Source organism: Streptococcus sp. HMSC065H07 (genome assembly GCF_001837325.1).
GTDB classification, from domain to species: domain Bacteria; phylum Bacillota; class Bacilli; order Lactobacillales; family Streptococcaceae; genus Streptococcus; species Streptococcus salivarius_H.
The window spans coordinates 13,307-36,979 of the sequence record NZ_KV832014.1 but is presented as its reverse complement, the minus strand read 5'-3'; the positions used below and the strand labels follow the sequence as shown (position 1 = coordinate 36,979).

At 40.6% G+C, this 23,673-nt stretch carries 19 protein-coding genes; 2 read left to right on the top strand and 17 right to left on the bottom strand.

The window, feature by feature from the left end:
• Positions 1-149: 149 nt before the first annotated feature.
• The 5 genes from HMPREF2637_RS01085 to HMPREF2637_RS01065 all read right to left on the bottom strand — a co-directional run bounded on the left by HMPREF2637_RS01085 (position 150) and on the right by HMPREF2637_RS01065 (position 5,357).
• The gene (locus HMPREF2637_RS01085) at positions 150-431 is read right to left on the bottom strand and encodes a DUF2129 domain-containing protein (protein ID WP_070838924.1); all 282 of its coding nucleotides are present in this window, start codon (positions 429-431) and stop codon (positions 150-152) included.
• Positions 424-873 (bottom strand): YlbF/YmcA family competence regulator, encoded by a 450-nt coding sequence (locus tag HMPREF2637_RS01080; RefSeq protein ID WP_070838923.1) that lies wholly within the window; start codon positions 871-873, stop codon positions 424-426. The genes HMPREF2637_RS01085 and HMPREF2637_RS01080 overlap by 8 nt, the downstream gene beginning before the upstream one ends.
• Positions 874-958: 85 nt before the next feature.
• The gene (locus HMPREF2637_RS01075; protein WP_002883818.1) at positions 959-1,549 is read right to left on the bottom strand and encodes an ATP-dependent Clp protease proteolytic subunit; all 591 of its coding nucleotides are present in this window, start codon (positions 1,547-1,549) and stop codon (positions 959-961) included.
• A 173-nt stretch (positions 1,550-1,722) separates the two neighbouring features.
• Entirely contained in the window at positions 1,723-2,352 is a 630-nt protein-coding gene (gene upp / locus HMPREF2637_RS01070) for a uracil phosphoribosyltransferase (protein ID WP_002883819.1), read from the bottom strand.
• 89 nt (positions 2,353-2,441) lie between these two features.
• On the bottom strand, positions 2,442-5,357 hold the full coding sequence (locus tag HMPREF2637_RS01065) for a glycoside hydrolase family 68 protein (RefSeq protein ID WP_070838922.1): 2,916 nt from the start codon (positions 5,355-5,357) through the stop codon (positions 2,442-2,444).
• Positions 5,358-5,634: 277 nt separating this feature from the next.
• On the opposite strand from HMPREF2637_RS01065, the gene HMPREF2637_RS01060 reads away from it, so the two are divergent.
• A complete protein-coding gene (locus HMPREF2637_RS01060) occupies positions 5,635-7,239 on the top strand; it encodes a glycoside hydrolase family 32 protein (RefSeq protein ID WP_256315627.1) in 1,605 nt (534 codons plus the stop codon).
• A gap of 35 nt (positions 7,240-7,274) precedes the next feature.
• Here the strand turns inward: HMPREF2637_RS01060 and HMPREF2637_RS01055 are convergent, their stop codons facing one another.
• The 4 genes from HMPREF2637_RS01055 to HMPREF2637_RS01040 all read right to left on the bottom strand — a co-directional run bounded on the left by HMPREF2637_RS01055 (position 7,275) and on the right by HMPREF2637_RS01040 (position 14,365).
• Positions 7,275-8,438 (bottom strand): MalY/PatB family protein, encoded by a 1,164-nt coding sequence (locus tag HMPREF2637_RS01055; RefSeq protein WP_070838920.1) that lies wholly within the window; start codon positions 8,436-8,438, stop codon positions 7,275-7,277.
• A 10-nt stretch (positions 8,439-8,448) separates the two neighbouring features.
• The gene (locus HMPREF2637_RS01050) at positions 8,449-9,543 is read right to left on the bottom strand and encodes a cystathionine gamma-synthase (RefSeq protein ID WP_037599041.1); all 1,095 of its coding nucleotides are present in this window, start codon (positions 9,541-9,543) and stop codon (positions 8,449-8,451) included.
• Positions 9,544-9,836: 293 nt separating this feature from the next.
• Positions 9,837-12,617 carry a cation-translocating P-type ATPase gene (locus HMPREF2637_RS01045; RefSeq protein ID WP_070838919.1) on the bottom strand — a complete coding sequence of 927 codons (2,781 nt, stop codon included), beginning with the start codon at positions 12,615-12,617 and terminating at the stop codon, positions 9,837-9,839.
• Positions 12,618-12,733: 116 nt separating this feature from the next.
• Positions 12,734-14,365, bottom strand: a complete 1,632-nt coding sequence (locus HMPREF2637_RS01040; protein WP_014633916.1) for a putative polysaccharide biosynthesis protein — start codon at positions 14,363-14,365, stop codon at positions 12,734-12,736.
• Positions 14,366-14,459: 94 nt separating this feature from the next.
• Between HMPREF2637_RS01040 and HMPREF2637_RS01035 the strand changes: the two genes are divergently transcribed.
• Positions 14,460-15,905 (top strand): UDP-N-acetylmuramoyl-L-alanyl-D-glutamate--L-lysine ligase, encoded by a 1,446-nt coding sequence (locus tag HMPREF2637_RS01035; protein ID WP_021143575.1) that lies wholly within the window; start codon positions 14,460-14,462, stop codon positions 15,903-15,905.
• Between the two features lie 76 nt (positions 15,906-15,981).
• On the opposite strand, the gene HMPREF2637_RS01030 is transcribed toward HMPREF2637_RS01035, so the two are convergent.
• From HMPREF2637_RS01030 to HMPREF2637_RS00995, 8 genes are all read right to left on the bottom strand, one after another.
• Positions 15,982-16,545 carry an LOG family protein gene (locus tag HMPREF2637_RS01030; protein WP_049545736.1) on the bottom strand — a complete coding sequence of 188 codons (564 nt, stop codon included), beginning with the start codon at positions 16,543-16,545 and terminating at the stop codon, positions 15,982-15,984.
• 64 nt (positions 16,546-16,609) lie between these two features.
• On the bottom strand, positions 16,610-16,963 hold the full coding sequence (gene rbfA / locus HMPREF2637_RS01025; RefSeq protein ID WP_002883798.1) for a 30S ribosome-binding factor RbfA: 354 nt from the start codon (positions 16,961-16,963) through the stop codon (positions 16,610-16,612).
• Positions 16,964-17,058: 95 nt separating this feature from the next.
• Entirely contained in the window at positions 17,059-19,893 is a 2,835-nt protein-coding gene (infB, locus tag HMPREF2637_RS01020; RefSeq protein ID WP_070838918.1) for a translation initiation factor IF-2, read from the bottom strand.
• 18 nt (positions 19,894-19,911) lie between these two features.
• Positions 19,912-20,214, bottom strand: a complete 303-nt coding sequence (locus tag HMPREF2637_RS01015; protein WP_002883776.1) for a YlxQ-related RNA-binding protein — start codon at positions 20,212-20,214, stop codon at positions 19,912-19,914.
• Entirely contained in the window at positions 20,207-20,503 is a 297-nt protein-coding gene (gene rnpM / locus HMPREF2637_RS01010; protein WP_002883779.1) for an RNase P modulator RnpM, read from the bottom strand. The genes HMPREF2637_RS01015 and rnpM overlap by 8 nt, the downstream gene beginning before the upstream one ends.
• Before the next feature lie 20 nt (positions 20,504-20,523).
• Positions 20,524-21,723: a transcription termination factor NusA gene (gene nusA, locus HMPREF2637_RS01005; RefSeq protein WP_060973184.1), complete on the bottom strand. Its 1,200-nt coding sequence runs from the start codon at positions 21,721-21,723 to the stop codon at positions 20,524-20,526.
• A gap of 65 nt (positions 21,724-21,788) precedes the next feature.
• Complete coding sequence (gene rimP / locus HMPREF2637_RS01000) at positions 21,789-22,262, bottom strand: ribosome maturation factor RimP (protein WP_002883745.1); 474 nt, start codon at positions 22,260-22,262, stop codon at positions 21,789-21,791.
• 152 nt (positions 22,263-22,414) lie between these two features.
• Positions 22,415-23,668 (bottom strand): glycopolymer--peptidoglycan transferase LytR, encoded by a 1,254-nt coding sequence (locus HMPREF2637_RS00995; protein WP_070838917.1) that lies wholly within the window; start codon positions 23,666-23,668, stop codon positions 22,415-22,417.
• Between the last annotated feature and the right edge of the window lie 5 nt (positions 23,669-23,673).

Sequence of the window (23,673 nt, the reverse complement as noted above, 5' to 3'; positions counted from 1 at the left end):
GATTTCTCCTTAATATTTTCTTAAAAAAGTCCATCTTATAGCTTACAGAATTATCAGACAATTGTCAACTATACCTAACTAAGCTTTAGCCACAGTAATCGTTTCCATTACTTTAAGAATAACTCTTTGAAAAAAAAACTTTTCTCCCCTTAAAGAGAAAAGTTCTTAAACGGTTCAGGAACTGAGGTGTCGTAGCGTTCCAGACTACCTACAAAGTCCATATCAATATCAGAATAGTAGGAAGGCAGAACTTTTTTCACTGCTTTCATTCCATCGAGCTCTTTCAAAATATCCTCAACCTTGTCCTCATCTACATAAAGGTGCACATAACGCATCTTATAAGAATGGTAGACAACATCCCCAAACTTGGTAATTTTACGTAAGTCTCTATTGTAGTATAAATAAACAATAATGCCTTGATGCTTAATCATGACTCATTTTCTCCTTTATGTTAGTGTCTCCCTTTTTATGATGCGGTTTGTGAGGGGCAAGAGGTAGCCCAGAATCGATAAAAATCTGGTCTGAAACAGCTTGGGCAATCTCCTCACCAAGATTGGCTAAAATAGTCTGCAAATCGAACTCTGCCTGACGATAGCCAATAACCACCTCGTTCAAATCAATTTGGCGCTTCATTCGCAAAACCTGACGTTTCAACTCTCTCACATCTGGTCTAAAAGCTTCGTACTCCTTAGCAGTATCATAGCTATTCTTTAATTCCTGAAATGCAAAGAGTTGCTCTTGAAGTTCTCTGTCATTTTCGAATTTCTGGCGTTTCAAACGGTAATTTTCTACCTCAGGTAGCTTTAGAAAATACGAAACAAGACAATCTATAGCTTGATCAATAGCAAGCAACTCCTCATTGATTATTAACATGTTTTCTATTATAACACAAAAAGCCAGATGAAACGGTCCTTATACAACCGATTTGCATCTGACTTTTATTTAAGACAAGCTCAGTCTATTTTAATTGGTTATTAGCCATGATTTCATCGATAAAGCCATATTCAAGCGTTTCTTGGGCACTCATCCAATTGTCACGTTCAGCGTCTACATGAACTTTTTCAATTGGCTGTCCAGAATTATCCGCCAAGATTTGCTCCAAGTTATTACGCGTTTTGAGCAAATGTTCAGCTGCGATAGCCATGTCTGTTTGTTGCGTACCACCACCAGTACCACCCATCGGTTGGTGAATCATGTACTCTGCATTTGGCAACATGAAACGTTTACCTTTGGTACCGCTTGAAGCGATAATTGTTCCCATAGATGCTGCCATCCCCATAACGATAGTCTGAACATCAGACTTGATGAAGTTCATTGTATCAACAATGGCAAGACCTGCCGAAACTGATCCACCTGGTGTATTAACATAAAGATAGATATCTTTTGTGTTGTCTTGAGCATCCAAGAACAAGAGTTGGGCGATAATTGAGTTTGCCATATTATCTTCAACAGGACCTGTTAACATGATGATACGATCCTTGAGCAAACGTGAGTAAATATCATAAGAACGCTCACCGCGTGATGTTTGTTCAATTACTACAGGAATCATATGAATCCTCCTTTTAATATTGTCTTGATGCTATTATATGATTTTAGTCAAATTAGGTCAAATAAAAAACATCATTCTTAGCACTCTTTTCAAAAGAGTGCTAAATCACTCTAAAACAATCTCACTTAAAACTTATTAATCTAGTAAAAAAAGGGAAATTTTCCCTTTTCAACTTATTTTGTACCAAAGAGACGGTCACCTGCATCTCCAAGACCTGGAACAATATAACCGTTTTCATTAAGTTTCTCATCCAAAGATGCTGTGTAGATATCGATATCTGGGTGAGCATCTTGCAATTTTTTGACACCTTCTGGTGCTGCAACTAAGCAAACAAACTTGATATTAGCTGCACCACGTTTTTTAAGTGAGTCTACTGCCAAGATTGCTGAACCACCAGTCGCAAGCATAGGGTCTACTACAAAAATCTGACGTTGATCAATGTCTTCTGGTAATTTAACCAAGTACTCAACCGGCTCAAGAGTTTCCTCGTCACGATACATACCAATATGACCAACTTTAGCTGCTGGTACAAGGCTAAGGAAACCATCGACCATACCAATACCCGCACGAAGAATTGGAACAATCGCCAATTTCTTACCAGAAAGTTGTTTTTGTACAGTTTTGGTAATTGGTGTTTGAATTTCAACCTCTTCGAGAGGAAGGTCACGAGACACTTCGTAACCCATGAGCATAGCAATTTCATTAACTAGCTCACGGAAGTCCTTAGTAGAAGTATCCTCACGACGGAGGATTGAAAGTTTATGTTGAATCAGTGGATGTGAAATAACTTGAAATTTACCCATAATAGTTTCTTCCTTTGCTTTATACTCACTCCATTATATCAAAAAGGCAAAAAAAACGCTTGCTTTACTGCAAACGTTTTTGAAAAGGATTATTTTTTAGGCAAATGAATCTTTCCTGTGACCAAACCATAGCCAAGAAGAGCTAGACTTGCAATTGCTGCAAAGATAGTCGCCAAGATTGAAAGAATGTTGCTCTTTGAACCTTCTGAATCACTTGGTGTCTTAGGAGTCGTAGCAAGTTTGGCAGCAACTTTAGTATTGTTGTCTTTACTTGACTCATCAGACTTAGTTACTTCATCAGCTTTAGCGACTCCGTGAGACTGAACTTCCTCTTCAGACTTCGCTGGTTTTGGAGCTTCTGTTTCAGTGACAGACTCTTCTTTAACAGGAGTCGTTGAAACAGTTGGTCCAGTTGCTACAATAGCCTCTGGTACTGGTGACGCAATCTCTGTAGCTTGAGCTACTGGACGACGGTCACCCACAGAACCCTCTGTTGAAGGTTTCGCAGGAACCTCTACATGATGATCATCTGATGAATTATTATCATTAGATGGGCGGTCTGTGAAATAAGGGAACGGATTACGAACTGGAGAATCTGGATTCGTCGGCGTTGCTGGTTTATCTTCTTTATTAGTTGATGGTTGATTATTGTCTGCTGGTTTAGAAGGTGTATCTGGTTTGTTAGACTTATCATCAACAGAATGATTACCTTCTGTTGGATTTACTGGTGTTTCTGATTTATCTGATTTCTTGTCTTCACCATCTTTAACAGTTACAGTTAAGACACCGCGAGCTTCAGAAACGCCCGGTGAACCATCAACTGTAGGATAAGTATGTGGTTTAAGACCATAATCTGACACTGCATAATAATCTACGTTATAGTCCTCATTTGGCAATTTAGCACTGTTTTGATCGGCCACGTGTACCAAGCTTTCACTAGATTTATCCCAAATCCAGTCCCCTTGGTTGGTCATCTTAGGAAGAACTTCTGTAGTATCATCTTCATTCATCTTAATGAGGAAGCTTGGAGCCCATGTCGATTTATTCTCAGCACCAGCAATACCACCACGGTTAGTCATGTAAGAAGTTACCAAAAGAGTATCTGATGATCCTTCAACAGGAACCGCATAGTAAGAATAGGTAGATGTACGCCAGTCAGCTGGAACAGAGGCTGTCAAGACCACACCTGAGCCGTTAAGTGGACGGTATTTCCCACGGAGGCTGTCTGATACGAATCCAAGCATGACAACGTCATCACCGACAGCTTCACGCGCTGCTACAGTACCTTCAGCATCCGTAGATTTGTTGATACGTGAAGCAGTGAAGAGGTAATACTTGCCACCCATCTTAACAACACTTGGACGTTCTACTTCATCAGTAACCATGTGGCTAGTGACAAGCGGTGTGTAAAGTTCAGCTACAGATGGATTTTTCTCATTATCATCAAGTTTCAAGATACCGATAGAACCATTTGCCCATGATGCAAGGTTGTAAAGGTGTTTATTATTAACAATATTGAGGAATGACTTAAGGTTAAAGGCGTCATCTCCTCCATAGTTTGACCATTTGTAAATTTGTTTTTCGCCTTGGTAGTTTTCGTCACCTGTATTTGATTCAAAAATAAGGTAACGGCTACCGTTATCTTCAATGATGTGTGGGTCACGAAGACAGTAGTTATCCGTACGGTCTGGATTACCATCATGGTTATGGTCATCATCAAAAGTACTCATAAATTTAGGATAGCTTTGATAGTGATAATTATCTCCACCAAAGAGAATGTGGTCATTTTCAACTGACTTGATAACAACTTCGTCGTTTTCAACAGCTAGGTTAAGTGTAGCACTAGCCAATTGTTGCCAGTTCAATTTACCGCCACTAGTATCATTCTTAGTGTAGTAAAGTTGGATACTACCGTCAGAGTTTACCGTCGCTGAACCTGACCATTGTTGGTCATCTTCAAGGGCATTATAACCAAAGATTGGACCCGCATTTTTCCAATGCGTAAAGTCATTATCTCCGTATTTACTATAGAGCAAGTAAATGTGGTTTGAGTTTTTATTTGGTGCACCGGCCATTGAGATAACCAACTGATAACCGTTCCAGTTGCTTACTACACCTGACTCAGCATCTTGGACTGGCCAAGAATCCCAAACGTCGATTTCTTCTTTTTTCATCGTTTGGGCATCAACAGTGTTGAAAGCAGGCATATTGATGATTGTATCTGCTTTAAAGTAAGGAACTGCCAATTTGCTGTCTTGCTTCAAGAAGCTAGCAACGATATCTTTCAAGTTACGGTAAGTCAAGCTAGTACCTGTACCCTTGATAGCATCATCGCTAAAGTCAACTTTATTAAGTGCTTTAATTTCTTCCTCAGTCAAGGCAACGATTTGATCTGAGGTCATATTATCTTCAACAATAGACTTGATACGACCGTTAAGTTTGCTAAGGTTTGCATTAGCAGCGCTGTTTTCAGTAGGTTTAAGGGCTACTTCAGTATGTGTATCAGCTGTTTCTGAGCTTGCTGTTGAAGTTGGTGCTTCTACTGCAGCCTCTGATGTATGAGCTGGAGCAGAAACCGCAGCAACTGTTGATGAAGGTGTTGTTGCATCTGATGAAGATGTCACTACTGTGCTAGACGCCTTTTCTTCGACTACTGATGGAGTTGTGTTGCTTGGTTGTGTCTCTGTAACTGGTGTAGTTGTAACCTCTGAATGTGCAACTGAAGATTCAACTGCTTCTGAAGTTGCCACACTTGTTGCTGTTTCACTGGCTACCGTTAGAGATGCTGTGCTTGTTTCTGGTGTTGCTGTCGCAGTAGCTACAGCTGGTGCTGTTTCTGTAACTTGATCAGCTTTTACCTGAGTGGCACCTAAAAATGCCAAGGTACCAACAAGTGCTGATGTTGCCCCTACTGCGGCAACCTTACGGATGCTATAACGCATCTTTTTGCACTCTGCTTGCTTTGGTGCTACTGTATTTGACTGTGAATTAACTGTACTATCCATATAAAACTCTCCTTTTAGGTTTTTACATGTTTTATTCTATCATTTTTTAATCTAAATTCCAATCTTTTTTTAATGACAAATTGATATTTTTTGTAAAAAACTATTTTTTTGTTAAAATAATAACTACAAAATAAGTAATTTTATCAGGAAATATCACTATATGGAATCAAAATATTCACCTCTAATTTTAGCTCTCGTTTTTTTAATTTTATTTTTTGTTTTTATAATAAAAAATGAGAACGCTAACAATCCTTCCCAAAAAACAAATAAGGTTTCTGTGAGTCAAACCTTTCATCTAGCATCTCATAAAGGATGGTCTAACGACCTACAGACTATCGTGTGGAATCAAGAAAAAAATTACTATGATATCTATTTTCTACACTCTGTGGATGGGGCTACTGACCCTTTTGGACCCAACGGTCAAGATTGGACACATACAACGACTAAAGATTTTATCACCTATAGTAAACAAGAGACTGCTATACCAGCAAAGGGTGGTGACCCTAAAGAGGGGTGGCATTCTGCTTGGACAGGTAGTGTAGTCACAGATAGTCAGGGGATTTCTGGTATCCAAAACGAAGAACCTGTCGCCTATTTTACTGGACTCATGGATGATGGAAGCCAGGCAATCTATGCTAGTGAGTCAAACGACAAGGGAGCTAGCTTTACTAAAGCTTTAAAAGATGGTAAACCTTTATTGACAAAGGAACACTCCTATAACGGTAAAGATTTCCGCGATCCTTATGTCTTCCACTTCAAAGACAAATTACTCATGTATGTCGCTGAAGGTGACGCCTTAGGTGTTTATCAATCTCAAGATGGTATCAACTGGACCAAAGCAGATAGCAAGGGAGACTCCAAAATCCTACCCGAAACATTTTTTAAGGGGCGTAACTGGCAGGACAACGCTCCTATCGAGTGTCCCATTCTCAAAACAATGACAACAACTGACGGTCAGGAAAAGCAAGTTCTCTTTTTTGGAGCTAAGGATACAGCTTCAGGCGAAACAACTGGAACCTACTATACTGTAGGGCATTTAGATGGTAACGGCTTATTTATTGTAGATACAGAAACAAAACGCTTAGATCAAGGCTCAGACTATTATGGCGCTAACTTCACTGGAAGCGATCGAATTGAAGAAAGCAACCATAACCTTATCAGTCTTGGCTGGGTTGGTAATTGGAACTACTTCACGTCAGGCATTCACAGTGACCAAGAGGCCAAGAGTGATTTTCTAAAAACTATCGGATTTTACGCTACACCCAGAAAGCTACAACTGGATAAAGACGGTATTATTCAGTCCGCCCCCCTCTATAAAAATGAACAATTAACCCTCAAAAATCAAAACGGCAACATTTCGAGTCAAAGGCCACTCACCAGTGACAATAGAAAACCTTGGATTGATAAAAGTCACAATCAGAATGCTAATGGCCTTCTTGATCTTGCTGGAAAAAATAGTGCAGGATATTACCAACTGCATTTTTCAAATATTAAGAAAGAAGGAGGCTATATCTACATTGATATCTGGCAAGGCTCTGATTACGTTAAAATCGCCTACCAAATAACAAGTGGTACCTATCAGGTCTCTGCCTATGCTGCCGAACTGAATAACAGCATGGATGGTAGTCAAACTGCCTCTTCTTACTATTACGATGGTCTCTTGGGTAACGGTCAAGGTTATAAAGCTGACAGTCTCTATAAGGAAACTGATAATATCACTATAACGCTTATTACAGACAATCGTAGCTTGGAAATTTTCTTCCCCAATGGCCAAACCTACACTCTAGCCAGATTTAATACCTCTGGCAGGCAGGATGTCAAGGTCTTCTCCACTCAGGAAGATCTTCTACTCAACTTGAAAATCTACGATGTACACTCATAACAATAATAAAAGTGATGCTGTTCGCATCACTTTTATTATTTTCCAAAGACAGAAACGAGACGTTTAACCCCTTCTGCAACAACTGTAGTTGGCGTAGCTACGTTAAAGCGGAAATGCTTTTCTCCTTCGGAACCAAAAGTAATACCATCATTTAGCACTACCTTGGCTTCTTCTTTAAGCAAACGTCCAAGTTCATTATGGTCTTGGTCATAGGCTGAAAAATCAAGCCAGACCAAGTAAGTTCCCTCAGGTTTCATGACCTTGATATTAGTCTTTTCACTAAGTTCCTTGGTTAAAAGGTCAATATTAGTTTCAAAGACAATTTTCAATTCCTCTAACCAAGGTTGCCCATAGGTCAAAGCTGCTTGCGTTGTAATCAAACCAATGGTTGGAATTTCATGTTGATTATTTGCCAATTGCTTTTGTTTAAAGGCTTTACGTAAGTCTTCATTTTCAATGATAGTAAAACTGTTTTTGGTACCAGCAATATTAAAGGTTTTAGTAGCCGAACTAAGCACCAAGGTAAAGTCCTTGTAAGCATCTGAAATGGTATTCATAGAGATGTGCTTATTTCCATATAGAGCTAAGTCTTGGTGGATTTCATCAGATACCAAGAGGACACCATGTTTCTGGCACAAATCTGCCACCTTAGTCAATTCTTCTTTAGTCCAGACACGCCCACCCGGGTTATGTGGGCTACAGAAAACATAAAGTTTAACATCATTCTCGACGATATCACGTTCCAATTGTTCAAAATCAATTTCGAAATGGCCATTAACCTTAACAAGACTATTTTCAATCAACCGACGATTATTCAAGCGGACAGAACGAGCAAAAGGTGGATAAACTGGTGTGTTGATGAGAACAGCATCACCTTCTTTGGTAAAGGCTTGAATAGCCGTTGAAATAGCTGGAACAACACCTTCAATGAGAACAATACTCTCTTTATCAACGACGTAACCGTGTTGATTTTTTTCCCAATTAATGATGGACTGATAAAGCTCTTCACTTGGATAAGGATAACCAAAAATATGTGTCTCAGCATAGTTGATAACTGCATCCCTAATCTCAGGAACAGGTAGGAAGTCCATATCAGCAACCCAAAGCTCAAGTAGTTCTGGATTACTTTCGGCTTCGTGCCATTTCATGGTATTTTGATCCAAGCGATTTGGTTGTGTTGTAAAATCATAACGTGTCATAGATAACTCCTTAAAGACTAAGGGCATTTTCCAAGTCAGCAATCAAATCTTGTGCTGCTTCAATACCAATTGAAAGACGAAGCAAGTCGTCTGTCAAACCATAGGAAGCACGCACATCACCTGGAATATCTGCGTGGGTTTGTGTCGTTGGGTAGGTAATCAAGCTTTCGACACCACCTAGACTCTCCGCAAAGGTAAAGACCTTTAGGGAATTGATAATGGTAGGAATCTTGTCTTGATTAGCCACTTTGAAGGAAATCATACCACCCTTGCCTGGATAGAGGACTTCCTTAACAGCTGGTGACTTTTCTAAGAAAGCTACAACTTCTTGAGCATTGGCTGTCGATGCCTCCATTCGAAGTTTTAAGGTTTTAAGACCACGCATGAGCATATAGCTATCAAATGGTGACAAGGTAGGACCAGTAGTATTGAGGTTATAATAAAGTTTATCGTAGAATTCTTGGTTGCTGGTCACAACAACACCAGCCAAAACATCATTATGCCCTGATAGGTATTTAGTAGCTGAATGTACAACGATGTCAGCACCTTGAGTAATCGGGGTTTGATAGATTGGGCTATAGAAAGTATTATCAACAATCACCACCGCACCCTTGTCATGAGCAATTTTGGCCACTTTTTCAATATCAAACTCAATCATAAGTGGGTTTGTCGGTGTTTCGATGTAGACAATATCGGTATCTTCTGTAATAGCCGCAATCATCTCGTCTTCTGTATTAGTGTATTCAAAAAAGAAACGCCCTTCTTTTTCCTTGTCATTAAACCAACGGAAAGAACCTCCGTAAAGGTCACGTGCAGCTACAACCTTACTGCCTACTGGGAAAATTTCAAAGGCCAAAACAATGGCGCTCATCCCTGAACTTGTCGCAATAGCATAATCTGCTTTTTCAATAGCTGCAAGTGTTTTTTCCACTGTTGCGCGTGTTGGATTTTTAGTTCGTGTATAGTCAAAACCAGTAGAATGGCCAAATTCTGGATGTTGGTAAGTTGTTGAAAAATGAATTGGTGAAGCCAAGGCTCCTGTTGCTTCATCCGAATTGATTCCTGCGTGTGCCAAAACGGTTTCTAATTGATATTCTTGTGTCATAATGTGCCCTTTCTACATGGTAAAGTGGATATGCTCCATATCTATGACCTCTATTTTATCACTATTTTCTGAAAATAATGGTAAGTTCATCATACGGATTCTTGATAGTTAGTTATAGTTTATTTCTATAACCTAAAAAGACAGATAGATACTGACTCTAATTTAAAATAAGCCCAATTTTTGAGATTTTCGAAAGTAGGTTTTCAAGCATCAAAAAGTGCCTGAAACATTATCGTTTCAGGCGCTAAGAAATGATTTAAAAGTCTTGCTTCAATCTAAGGTATGCCACTGACTTACTTTTTATCAAATAAGCGATATCTGATTTCTTCCAAAGCCATAATAACAAACGGACAAGCAAGTAAATAGAGCCAATCATCAAGTCCAATAGGTGCAGTGTTAAATAACGTGTGGAAGAAAGGCACGTAAGACAGGAGGATAAAGAGGACAATTTCTAAAACAATCCCTAAGCTAATAATACGATTAGCAAATGGATTAACTTGGAATATAGACCCTCTACCTTTACGACTATTCATAGCCATACCAATTTGGGTAAAGATAATAGCACCTAAGGTCATAGTGGTTGCCTCTCGATAAAGAGGACCTGAGCTGGCCAAATGGTTTAAATTACCTTGATTAACCCAATAATTAAGGAAGAAAGCCCCCATAGCTAAGGCTGCTTCAATCAGTCCATACCAGACAAAAGCTTTAATCAATAATTGTCGATTGAGCAAGCGATCTGAAAGACGTCTTGGCGGTCTATCCATAACGCCCTCTTCAGGTGGTTCAACCCCCAATCCCAAAGCAGGTACCATATCTGTCCCCAAGTCAATAGCTAGGATTTGCATAACCGTTAAGGGAAGAGGTATGCGTCCCAAAGAGAACAAGAAGAAAGCAGAGGGTACGGCTTCTGGCGTGTTGGAATTAAAAATATAAGTCAGGAATTTTTGAATATTTCTATAAACTGCACGACCTTCTTCGACAGCATGAACAATAGAAGCAAAATGATCATCTGTTAAGATCATATCTGCAGATTCCTTGGCAACATCAGTTCCTGATACCCCCATAGCTACACCGATATCAGCTTTTTTAAGGGCAGGGGCGTCATTAACACCATCACCAGTAACAGCGACAACTTCACCAAGCTCTTGAAGGGCATTGACCACACGGTATTTTTGTTCAGGAGCCACACGAGCAAAAACGATTTCGCCTTTAAGAGCTTCTTTAAGCTGATTGTCATCCATACCAGCTAGTTCAAGGCCTGAAACAACACGCGCATCGTCTCCTTGTACAATTCCGATTTTCTTAGCAATGCTAAGAGCTGTCAAACCATAGTCACCTGTCACCATGATAATACGAATACTAGCTCTATGGCATTTTTCAATGGCTTCACGCACACCCTGACGTGGCGGATCACTCATGGCAACCAAGCCTAGAAAGACCATATTGTCCTCCAAGGTCTGCATGTCCCATTTGTCTTCTCCAATATGCTCACTGTCTAAAGGTCTATAGGCCACAGCTAAAACACGTAAACCGTCTCGGGCAAACTGGTCGTTGGCCGCAAGGATAGCCTGACGCTCAGTAGCTGTCAATGATTTAATCATTCCTTGATTATCATAATAGTCTGAGCAAAGCTCCATCACTTCTTTCGGAGCACCTTTGGTGATAGAAATATGCTGACTGCCATCTAATCCTAACTCAAGCTTATGCATTGTTGTCATCCGTTTACGATCAGAATCAAAGGGGATTTCCTTGAGGCGAGGGGCCCAAGTATGATTGTCATTTAAATTAATTCCTGCTTTTTCGGCGAGAACATTAAGACAAGCCTCAGTTGGATCACCTAAAATTGTAAAATTGGGATTATCAGCACTAGGGGCCACAACTTGAGCATTACTAGCCAAATGAGAGAATCGTACCAAACGATTAAGAAGCTCATTGTCTTCAAGAGAAATAGGTCGTCCTTCCTGCTCAATCTGTCCTTCTGATGCATAACCTAGCCCAGTTACCTCATAACTGTCTGACAAAGTCCACAGATGGTTAACCGTCATGGCATTTTGCGTCAAAGTCCCTGTTTTATCCGAACAAATAACAGAAGTTGCTCCCAACGTCTCAACCGAAGACAGTTTCTTAACCAAAGCATGGTCCTTAGCCATGCGCTGAACGGCCATGGCTAAAGATAGAGTAACTGTGGGAAGAAGTCCTTCAGGAATAAAGGCCACAATCATCCCCAATGCAAAAATAAAGGCTTGAGACAAAGGCTGATGGACAAATAGAGTCGCTGCCACCATAAAGAAGAGACCTACAGACACCGCAATAACTGAAATCTGTTTAGTCAAATGGTCTAATTCTTTCTGAAGGGGACTCTTTTCCTGAGCAAGATTCTGTGTCAAATCCGCAATCTGTCCAAACTCAGTTTTCATCCCGATAGCAGATACTATAAAATGTCCAGAACCAGAAGAGACAGTAGTCCCTGCAAATACCATATTGTCATACTCTAACTCAGTCTTGTCGGGAGTCAAATCTGCTTGATCTGACTTATAAATAGGATTAGACTCACCAGTGAGGGCAGACTGGTTAACCTGCAAATCTGTCACAGCGACCAAGCGTCCATCTGCAGAAATACGGTCTCCTTCTTCAATGAAAACCAAGTCACCTGGCACCAAGTCCTGAGCTAGAATCTTATCCTCCTTACCATCACGAAGAACTCGCGCATAGGATGGAAGAAGCTTATTAAGAGCTGCCGTAGCCTGACTCGCCCTATATTCTTGAATAAAGCTAAAGAGACCATTAATAATGTTGACCAACCAAATTGCAATCCCCAACTCTAAACTATGAGAAAGCATGGCGATAAAGCCACCACCCCACAATAAGAGTGCCATAAGACTAGTAAAATGTCTGAAAAAGGTCAGCCAAATAGGCTCCTTCTTACTTTCCTTCAATTGGTTAGGGCCATACGTCGCCTGCCTCTCCTTAACCTCTTGTGAGCTCAAACCCTGAGGGCTTGTCTGCAAGACTTGGTAAACTTGTTCGGGAGGATAGGTCCCTAATTTTATATGTTCTTGTCTAGAATCAACCATAATCCTTTCCTCGATTCTAAATCATTAAAACGATTTCATTTTTTCACCCCTATTATACTCCTTTTTCAGAAAAGGTTGAAAAGAAAAAAACCAAGCCACATGACTTGGTTTAGATTTTATTTAATATGTAATTTAGCACGCAGACTAGCAGCTCGGGCACCAAGTAGTTGGTCAGCCATACGAGTTACAAGAGCAAGAACGCCGTAGACACCGATTCCAAGGCCTCCTCCAATGACCAAGTAAATCACACTACCCATACGGCTTGTTGGTGACAATACAAACTGGAACAACCAATAGAAGATCGCAACTGGAATAGCCATGAGTACCGTAAGGATACAGATGAGCAAGGCTTTTCTAAACACTGTCTTACGACTAAAGTGCGTAACAGTGTGGAGGTGATTATACATGAGAGCAATTGGAACACCTAAACCGATGGCTGTTGAAATAACCGGGCCAAGGGCTCCTAAGAAAATAATCAATGGCAGCTGTAGAATAGCCTTAACTAAAACCCCAATCGCAAAATAGTTGATAGCTTTGCGGGTTTCAAAGATTGCCTGAAGCATTGGTGCTAAAACGCTATACAAGGCCAAGAAAATAACTTGAATCAGACTGGCTACAAAGAGCAAGTGGGCCTGACTATCTGGCGCACCATAAAAGACTGTATAAAGTGGTTTAGCTAAAATCACTGATCCTACAATGGCAGGAACAATAAAGAGCAAAAGCAACTGTAAGTTATTAATAATCAGTTTAGCTGCTCCCCTAAGATCCTTCTTAACCATATTTTCAGTCAAGAGTGGAATCCCAACCCCAGCAATGGAGATAGCTACAGCAATCAAAATCATAGTAATCTTACTTGGGTTTGAAGACAAGTAAGCATAGAGAACCTGAAGCTGACTGTTGCTATAGCTTGTAAACTTCTCCATAGTACGGATAAAGGTCCATTGGTCAATCAACTGGAAAAGTTGAACTGCTGACCCAGTAATAATGAAAGGAATGGCTTCCTTAAAGGTTTCAATAACAATTGCAGTTGGATTGATATCCGGATGAACAGCCTGCTTGCCAAAAAGACTCTTGAGTTTACCCTCCTTCCAAAGGTAGAAGAAAAGCACCCCATAACTAGCCAACATACCGATAAAAGCGGCAAAAGTCGATTGGACAACTGCTGTCACATAATCGCCTGTCCCAATTTTCATGATGAAGAAGGTCGCCAACAGCATCCAAATAACACGGATAATCTGTTCCGCAATCTGACTCAAGGCATAAGGTTTCATGTTGTTAAAGCCTTGGAAAAAGCCTCGTAAAACAGACATCGATGGGAAAATAACAACTGCCCAAGAAAGACTACGCATGACGCGAACCAGATCCTCGTCTCCCCCAGAAAGGTAAGACATCCACGGCGAAGCAAAGTACATGAAAACGCCAAAGATAAGTCCGAGACCAATCATGTAATACAAGATACGCTTGAGTAAGAAGAAACTCGTCTCCATCTTTCCAAGTGTGTTGTATTTAGACACCTGTTTGGCAATTGCGACTGGAATACCTGCTGTTGAAATCAAGAGGAAAAGAGCATAAATATTATACCCTTGACCAAAAAGGGCATTGGCTTGGTCACCTTGTTTACCCATCCAAGCATACCAAGGAATAATGTAGAGTGCCCCCAATAGACGACTGATAATATTGGATGCTGTCATCCATGCCGTCCCTCTTAGCATCTGCTGCTGCTGTGTATCAGTTTTAGTTTCAGTCATAACTTTCTTTCTAGAGAATAAAATATAATCTAGTTTATTATAAACTTTTGGCTGTGACTTGTAAAACAAGAACATTAAGGCTAAAATAGGAACTATGATTACTATTGAACAAGTTCTAGAGGTTCTTAAAAAGGACCATAATTTTAGAGATATTATCGACCAAGACAACTACTACTATTCATGGACTGGGGTGACTTTTGATCATCTTTCTTATGATAGTCGTGATGTCACACCATCGTCCCTCTTCTTTGCCAAAGGAGCTGCTTTCAAGCCTGAATTTTTAGAGAATGCTGTCAAAGCTGGCTTGAGTTTCTACGTGGCTGAGAAAGATTATCAAGTGGGAATACCTGCCATTATCGTATCAGATATTAAGCAGGCTATGAGCCTCGTTGCTCAGGCCTTCTACCAATACCCTCAAGACAAGCTTAAATTGCTGGCTTTCACTGGGACAAAAGGGAAAACAACAGCAGCCTACTTTGCCTTCAATATTCTCAAGCAAAGTCATAAACCTGCTATGCTTTCAACCATGAACACGACACTAGACGGAAAAAACTTCTTCAAGTCTACCTTAACAACACCTGAGAGTTTGGACCTTTTCCGTATGATGGCTGAAGCTGTTGCTAATGGCATGACCCATCTGATTATGGAAGTCTCAAGTCAAGCCTATCTGACTAAGCGTGTCTATGGACTGACTTTTGATGTAGGTGTCTTTCTTAACATCAGCCCAGACCATATTGGGCCTATTGAACACCCAACCTTTGAAGACTACTTCTACCATAAGCGTCTTCTCTTGGAAAACAGTCGAGTTGTTATTGTTAATAGCGGTATGGATCACTTTGATTTTATCGCTGAGGAAGTTGTGGATAAAGAGCATGACTTCTATGGTAAAAACTCCGACAACGCTGTTAAACATGGCTCTGGTTTTAGCTTTAAGGCAAGTGGGAAATTAGCCGGTGACTATGATATCCAACTTATCGGTGACTTTAACCAGGACAATGCTATGGCTGCTGGTCTGGCCTGCCTACGTCTCGGAGCTAGCCTTCAAGACATCAAGGAAGGAATCGCTCAAACCTCTGTTCCAGGGCGTATGGAGGTTCTAACCCAAACTAATGGGGCTAAGACATTTGTTGACTATGCTCACAATGGAGATAGCCTAGATAAGCTCTTACAAGTCGTAACCAGCCATCAAGATGGTCGTATTAGTCTAATTCTAGGGGCTCCAGGAAATAAGGGTGAAAGCCGTCGTAAAGACTTTGGACATGTCCTCAATACCTACCCTGATGTTGATGTCATCCTAACAGCTGATGATCCTAACAAGGAAGATCCTCTTGCTATCTGTCAGGAAATTGCTAGCCACATCAGTCGCGAGGTTCGTATCATTGTCGATCGAGAGGAAGCAATCAAAACAGCAATGTCTGAGACTACAGACTCTAAAGACGCTGTGGTTATCGCTGGTAAAGGTGCTGATGCCTTCCAGATCGTAAATGGTAAACGTGATAACTATGCTGGCGATATTGAAGTCGCTAAGAAATATTTGTAAAGATTTAATTAAAAAGATTCAATGATGTGTCATTGAATCTTTTTAATTCATCTCATTTTTACAAATTAAAGCAATACTACCGATAACGTCTCAATTGAGGTGGTTCATAAGACTGGACAAAAGCTGCAATTTCTGAAAAATCATCTGTAAAGAGGAATTTTGCTACTGTTTCAGCCTCCAAAAAATCATGAGCAACCATGGTATCTAACATCGTTTTCATAGCGTCATAATAGCCATTGAGATTGAAGAAAACACAGGGGTTGTCCAACTTACCGACTCGAGCAGCTGCAATAGCTTCAGAGATTTCTTCCAGTGTCCCTAGACCTCCTGGAAGGGCGATAAAGAGATCTCCTTGCTCTAGCATAGCAGTCTTTCGTTCTGCCATAGTTTCTACTATGGTCATTGAAGTTAACCCCTCATAAGCTATCTCCCTATCTTTGAGGAATTGTGGCATAATGCCATGAGCCTGTCCACCATTTTCCAAAACCGTATCACCAAGAACTCCCATAAGTCCCATCTTACTGCCACCATAGACTAGGGTATGACCATTTTTAGCAATCCACTGACCCAAGGCAATTGTTGCTTTCTTAAAGCTAGGACTGTCACCTATATTAGCTCCCAAATAGACCGTTACTTTCATTGAAGTCCTCCTTTTTATTCTATTATAACGCAAAATTCCTGCCATAACTGACAGGAATTTTTTCTTAGTCTTTACGCTCCAAATTACGAAGCATTTCATCAATTTTATTACCGTATTCGATAGACTCATCCTTAATAAAGGTCAAATCCGGAATCTTATACATGGTCAATTTTTTACCAAGTTCACGCTTGATTGTACCAGTAGCCTTTTCAAGACCAGTTTGTGCCTTTTGGTTATCTGAGGCCAAGGTTGAATGAATGGTGTAAAAAATCTTAGCAGCTGACAAATCACCAAGCATCTGTACATCTGTGATAGTGACATCTTGCACGCGTGGGTCACGAACTTTCTTTTGAAGAATTTCATTGACCTCACGTTTGATTTCCATCCCAACACGGTCTACACGAAATGAATTTCCCATAGTCTTATCCTTTCTCTCTTATTATGATGGAACAAAAGCCAGGCCAGATGACCTAGCTTTGTCTCCTTAGTAAGCTTTTTTAAAAGCTAACAAAATTAACGTTTAATTTCTTCCATAATATAAGCTTCGATAACGTCATCAACTTTAATATCGTTATAGTTTTCAATCATCAAACCACCCTCTTGAGCGTTTCCGACTTCTTTAACGTCATCTTTAAAGTGTTTCAAGCTTGCCAATTTACCATCAAAAATAACGACACCATCACGAATCACACGGGCACTTGAGTCACGAGTGATTTTACCACTAGTAACCATGAACCCACCGATTGTTCCGACTTTAGAAACTTTGAAGGTTTCACGGATAATAGCTTCACCAATGACTTTTTCTTCAAATTCAGGATCAAGCATCCCTTTCATGGCATCTTCGATTTCTTCGATAACCTTGTAAATGATGCTGTGAAGACGAATTTCAACTTCATCAGTTTCCGCTTGTTGACGTGCTTGTGGTGTAGGACGAACGTTAAATCCGATGACAACGGCATCTGAAGCTTCCGCAAGAGTAATATCAGATTCGTTGATAGCACCTACTGCTGAGTGAACAACATTAACGCGAACACCCTCAACATCAATCTTAAGAAGTGACGCTGCCAAGGCTTCAACAGAACCTTGTACATCGGCCTTGATGATAACATTAACAGTCTTCAATTCACCGGCTTTAAGGGTATCAAAGAGGTTATCAAGGCTAACACGATGTGTTTGTTGACGTTGTTTCATAAGGGCACGTTTGGCACGTTCTTCACCGGCTGCGCGAGCTGCTTTTTCATCTTCATAAACGGCAAAATGGTCACCCGCCATAGGCGCTTCGTTCAAACCAGTAATTGAAACTGGTGTTGATGGTGCTGCAGTCTTAATACGACGACCAAGGTCATTGGTCATAGCACGGACACGTCCGAAGGTATTACCAACAACGATTGGGTCTTGAACATGCAAGGTACCTTGTTGAACAAGGAGGGTTGCAACTGCACCTTTACCTTTGTCCAAACGAGCTTCGATAACAGTACCGATAGCACGAACACTTGGATCCGCTTTAAGCTCTTCCACTTCAGCCACAAGAAGAACGGTTTCAAGCAATTCTTCAATGTTTTGTCCAAATTTAGCTGAGATTTCAACGAATTCACTATCACCACCCCATGCAGTTGAGATAACGCCATGCTCAGCCAATTCACCGATAACACGTTCTGGGTTAGCACCTGGTTTATCAATCTTGTTAATCGCAACAATGATTGGAACACCAGCAGCCTTAGAGTGGTTGATGGCTTCAATAGTTTGTGGCATAACACCGTCATCCGCAGCGACAATCAAGATAGTAATATCTGTAACAGAAGCACCACGGGCACGCATAGATGTAAAGGCCGCGTGTCCTGGAGTATCAAGGAAGGTGATTTTCTTACCACCCTCTTCAATTTGGTAGGCACCAATATGCTGTGTGATACCACCAGCTTCTCCAGTCGCAACACGTGAGTTACGAAGGGTATCAAGAAGGGTTGTTTTACCATGGTCAACGTGTCCCATGATAGTAACAACTGGTGCACGTTCTACCATAGCATCTTTATTGAGGTAGTCTTCGTCAACAAAGAAACGTTCGATATCAGCATTATCGACTTCTTCTTTCTTGGTTGCCTCAATGCCGTAGTCAACCATCAACAACTCAATAGTATCCCCATCAAGAGATTGGTTCTGAGTTGCCATAACACCCATCATGAAGAGTTTCTTAACGATTTCAGCTGGCTCACGTTTAATACGTTTTGCGATTTCTGCAACCGTCATGCCTTCAGTATATTCAAATTCTTTTGGTAATTCATGGAATTTACGCTCTGTTACTGGTTTTGGAGCTGAATTACCACGGTTATTTTTACCTTTTTTATTTTTGTTTTTATTCCAGTTACTATTTCGTTGATTTCTCACTTGGTTTTGATTATTCCACTTATTATTTCTTGTTTGCTTAGGTCCATCTTCATTCTCGCGACGATTATCACGTGATTTATCTGGACGTGCCTTTTTACGACGTGTATCTTGTGCTTGCGCAGCTGGAGCTGGTTGAGCAGCCGGTGCTGGCTTAGGAGCTGGCTTAGCTTCAGCAACTGCTTTTTGAGCAGCGACTTCAGCCTGTTGTTTTTCTTTTCTTGCCTTTTCTTGCTCTTTCGCACGGCGTTGCTCTGCAGCTTTTTCTTCGCGGAAGCGTGTTTCACTTTGACGTGAATACTCTGCATTTTGCTCTGCTTTCAAGGCTGCTGCACGCGCTTTAAAGTCAATACGTGGACCTGCCTGATTGTTGCGGGCAACATCGTTACGTTTATTTCGACCTTGATCATTGCGCTGTTTACCTTGGAAATTACGGTCACGATTACTATTGTTACCGCGGTTCCCATTATTACGGTTGCCTTGACCATTTCCGTTTTGGTTGCGACGATCATTATTCTGACGTTTACCTTGATCGTTCCCTTGTTGATTTCGGTTACGATTACGGTTGTCACGGCCTCCGCCGTTTTGACGACGCTCTGCTTCTGCCTTGGCACGTGCTTCACGTTCTGCCTTAAAATTACGGCTTTGTGGTTTTTTCGGAGTCGCAGGGGCTTCTTTGACTTCAGCCTTTGATGTTTCTTTAGCTGGAGCTGATTTCGCAACAGGTACCTTATCAACCTTAGGCGCTACCTTTTCCTCTTTAGGAGTTGGTGTCGCTTTAGGAGCTGGCTTGCTTTCAGCCTTAGCTGTTCCCCCTTTTAAACTTGAAGTGATACGATTAGCATCAGCTTCTTCAACTGATGAGGAATGGCTCTTCACAGAAAGACCAAGTTCTTGAGCTTTCGCAACAACAACCTTGCTTTCTACACCAACCTCTTTTGCGATTTCATATAATCGTTTCTTTGACACGTGATGTCCTCCTATTCTTTAGTCCATAAGAGTCCTCATTTTCTTTGAAAATCCAGCATCAACTACAGCAACCGTTTTTCTTGGTTTACCAATAGCCATGCTTAATTCCAGTGCGTTAAACACTGTAGAGACTTCTATATTATAGTAGTTACATTTATCAGTCGTCTTTTTAGTCACGTTACTACCAGCATCATTGGCAAGAAAAACTAGTCTCGCCTGCCCTGATTGAACTGCCTTAATGACAAGTTCCTCGCCAGAAATAAGCTTTCCAGCTCTTTGTGCTAGTCCCAACATATTTGACAATTTTTCTGTGTTATTCAAGACCTAACTCTCTTCTTTTGACCTTGTGATCCACATAAGCAATGAGTTCATCATAAAAACTTTCAGGAACATCCATGGAGAAACTATGGTTAAAAGCACGTTTCTTTTTGGCTTGGAGAGCTTCTTCATTATCTAATTTAATGTAAGCACCTCGGCCATTTTTCTTTCCTGTTGGATCAATGAAAATCTCACCATCTTTAGTTTTTACAATGCGGAGCAAATCACGTTTATCAATGATTTCTCCTGAGACAACTGATTTGCGTAAAGGTATTTTTCGTGTTTTAGCCATCAAACACCTCTATGTTCTTCTTATTCTGCTTCTGTTGTTTCAGTTACTTCTTCTGTTGTGACTTCAACAGGTGTAGCTTCTTCTGCAACAATCTCATCTACAACTTCCTCAGTAGCAGCCTCAGCTTTTTCAGCTTCGAGTGCTTCGTATTCAGAAGCTGACTTGATGTCAATACGGTAACCAGTCAAATGAGCTGCCAAACGAACGTTTTGCCCACGACGACCAATTGCAAGAGATAATTTGTTATCTGGTACAACTACTGTTGCACGTTTGCTATCATTTTCGTCGAAGAGAACATAGTCCACTTCAGCCGGTGCAATAGCATTGTAGATGAATTCAGCTGGATCTTCAACCCATTGAATAACATCAATATTTTCCTCAACAGGAACTTCAATTCCTGTCTTAGCATCCAAACGTGTTGGGTGGAAACGGCTGACAACTTTCTTAATATTGCTTCCACCACGACCAACGATAGTACCAATAGCATCAACGTTAGGATTATGACTGCGAACAGCAACCTTAGTACGATCACCTGCTTCACGAGACACACTCATGATTTCCACAGTTCCATCAAATACTTCTGGAATTTCTTGTTCCATGATACGTTTGATGAACTCTGGATGGCTACGACTGACAAAGACGTTAACACCTTTAGGGTTGTTTTCAACTTTATAAACATAAACATCAATGACATCATGTGACTTAAAGCTTTCACCAGGAATTTGATCTTGGCGTGACAATTGAGCTTCGAGCGTTCCAAGATTGACATAAATGAAACGTTGGTCGAAGCGTTCAACTGTTCCTTGCATGATTTCACCTTCATGTTGCTTATAGTCATTATAAGTGATTTCACGCATCTGCTTGCGCATTTTTTCCATAATGGTTTGTTTGGCAGATTGCGCTGCAACACGACCAAATTCATCGACTGACTCTTCAAAACGAATCTTGTCACCGAGCTCGTAAGCAGAGCTGATAGCAAGTGCATCTTTCAAGCTAATTTCCAAACGACTATCAAAGACTTCATCTACAACTTCACGAACGGTATAAACTTGAAAATCACCTGTTTTTTCATTGAATTCAACTACAGCTGATTCTGACTGACCATAACGACGCTTGTAGGCTGACTTAAGTGATTCAACCACAGCATCGATGATGTCTTCCTTGTTAATGTGTTTTTCTTCTTCCAAGACACGGAAGGCTTCTAGCATTTCTTTGCTCATATTCTTTGTTGTTTTAACCTCTAAAGGCCAAAACTGGCATCCTTTCTTTATTTACACTAATAGTTTTAGAGTTTGACTGCCAAACGAGCTTTAGCAACTGTTTGATAGGGAATCTCAACAGTTTTATGGCGAGTCTTATCAAGGTAATCAATTGTTAGGGTTTCCCCATCAAAGGCCACCAAGTCACCTTGGAAAATCTTGATCTTATCAATAGCCTTGTAAAGACTAACATTGATATACTGACCAACAGCATTTGTCAAAGCTTCTTTGGTTTTTAAGGGACGCTCTAACCCTGGACTAGAAACTTCCAGCATGTATTGATCCGGGAAAGGATCAGGCTGAATAGTATCCAAGAGGGGACTGATAATTTCAGTCAAGTCTGCAGTATCTTCTACAGTAATACCTCCTGGCTTATCAATCAAAACTGACAAGACATAGTCACCGCCAAGCTTTTCGTACTCGATATCGACCAGTTCGTATGGCTCAGGAATAGCTGGAGCTACGACTGCCGTCACGAGATCAATAATTTTTTGCGACATTATGACCTCCTTACACACACAAGAGACGAAGTTTCTACTCCGCCTCTCTTTCGTTATTTTCCTATATTATAGCATAGCTCAAAAGCCATTGCAAGGAATAACCATATTGCTATCATTTCAATGCAAAAAGGTTGGGAATCACCCAACCTTATTTATTGCGTCGCTGGAACAGTGCTATAGGTAGTCACACCCGATCCATTATTATTGTATGTAGGGGTTGTCGTACCTTGTTCCTGAACATAATTACCTGTGTTTTCACTATAATTATTACTATAGTTAGTGCCTCCATTATAGGTACTTACCGATCCACCACCTGCTGCCTCAGATGGCCCAGCCTCATAATTTGAAGATGCTTCACTTGAAGCCGCACTTCCTTTAGAATTAACGAAATCATCTGAACCATAGTTAGAGCTACCAGATCCATAGAGAACCAAACTAGTCTTAAGATTGGATTCAGAGACTTTTTTCTTACCAACTTCCTTCTTAATACGGTTTTGTACCTTAAGAATATCCTCAGTTGAAGCTACTTGATAACTTCCACCATTGAACATGGCATCCGAACCAGCCAATTGGTAGGACTTAATATTTTTAAGGGCATCACTATAACCCATCAAGCTACGCAAAGTATTGGTATCACCAAGATCGATACTGGTTTGAACATTTGAACTTACAGCCGACAAAATTTTCTTGTAAGAACCAATAGAGTCCATCTTCAATAGCTTAGCTACAACCTTTTGAATAACCTCACGTTGACGTTTTTGACGACCATAGTCACCATCAGGGTCATCGTAACGCATACGTGAATAGACTAAAGCTTGCTCACCATTGATTTTATGGGTTCCGGGCTCAACTTTTGCCTGAAATTCAGGTTCATTTTCTGCAATCGAAATTGGAAAATCAAAATGATTCGTTACCTCAATACCACCAACAGCATCTACCAAATCAATCATACCCTGCATATTAATCAGTGCATAATAGTCAATATCAATATCTAAAACCTTTTGAATGGTTGAAATAGCCAAGTCAGCACCACCCTCAGCATATACTGAATTTAGTTTTGCTTCACCCGACCCCTCAATATCTGTCAAAAGGTCACGTTCCAAACTGGTCATGGTTGTTTTCTTAGTCTTAGGGTTCACTGTTACCAAAATCATGGTATCAGAGTTTCCTTCCCAGGTTTCCTTACGTTCTTTGGATCCTGTATCTACCCCCATCAAGAGAATAGTTATAGGCTTAGTCTGTTGAATAGCCTTACTATTCCCTGAAGTTGCTTTAGAAGCCCTAAACGTTTTTGACAATTCGCCTGTGGCGTAATTATAAGTTGTCGTTAGGTAAATACCAGCAGCTACTACTGTCGTTGCAAAAATCGCCAACAACATCAATAAAATTTTTCGTCCAAGTTTCATGTTTT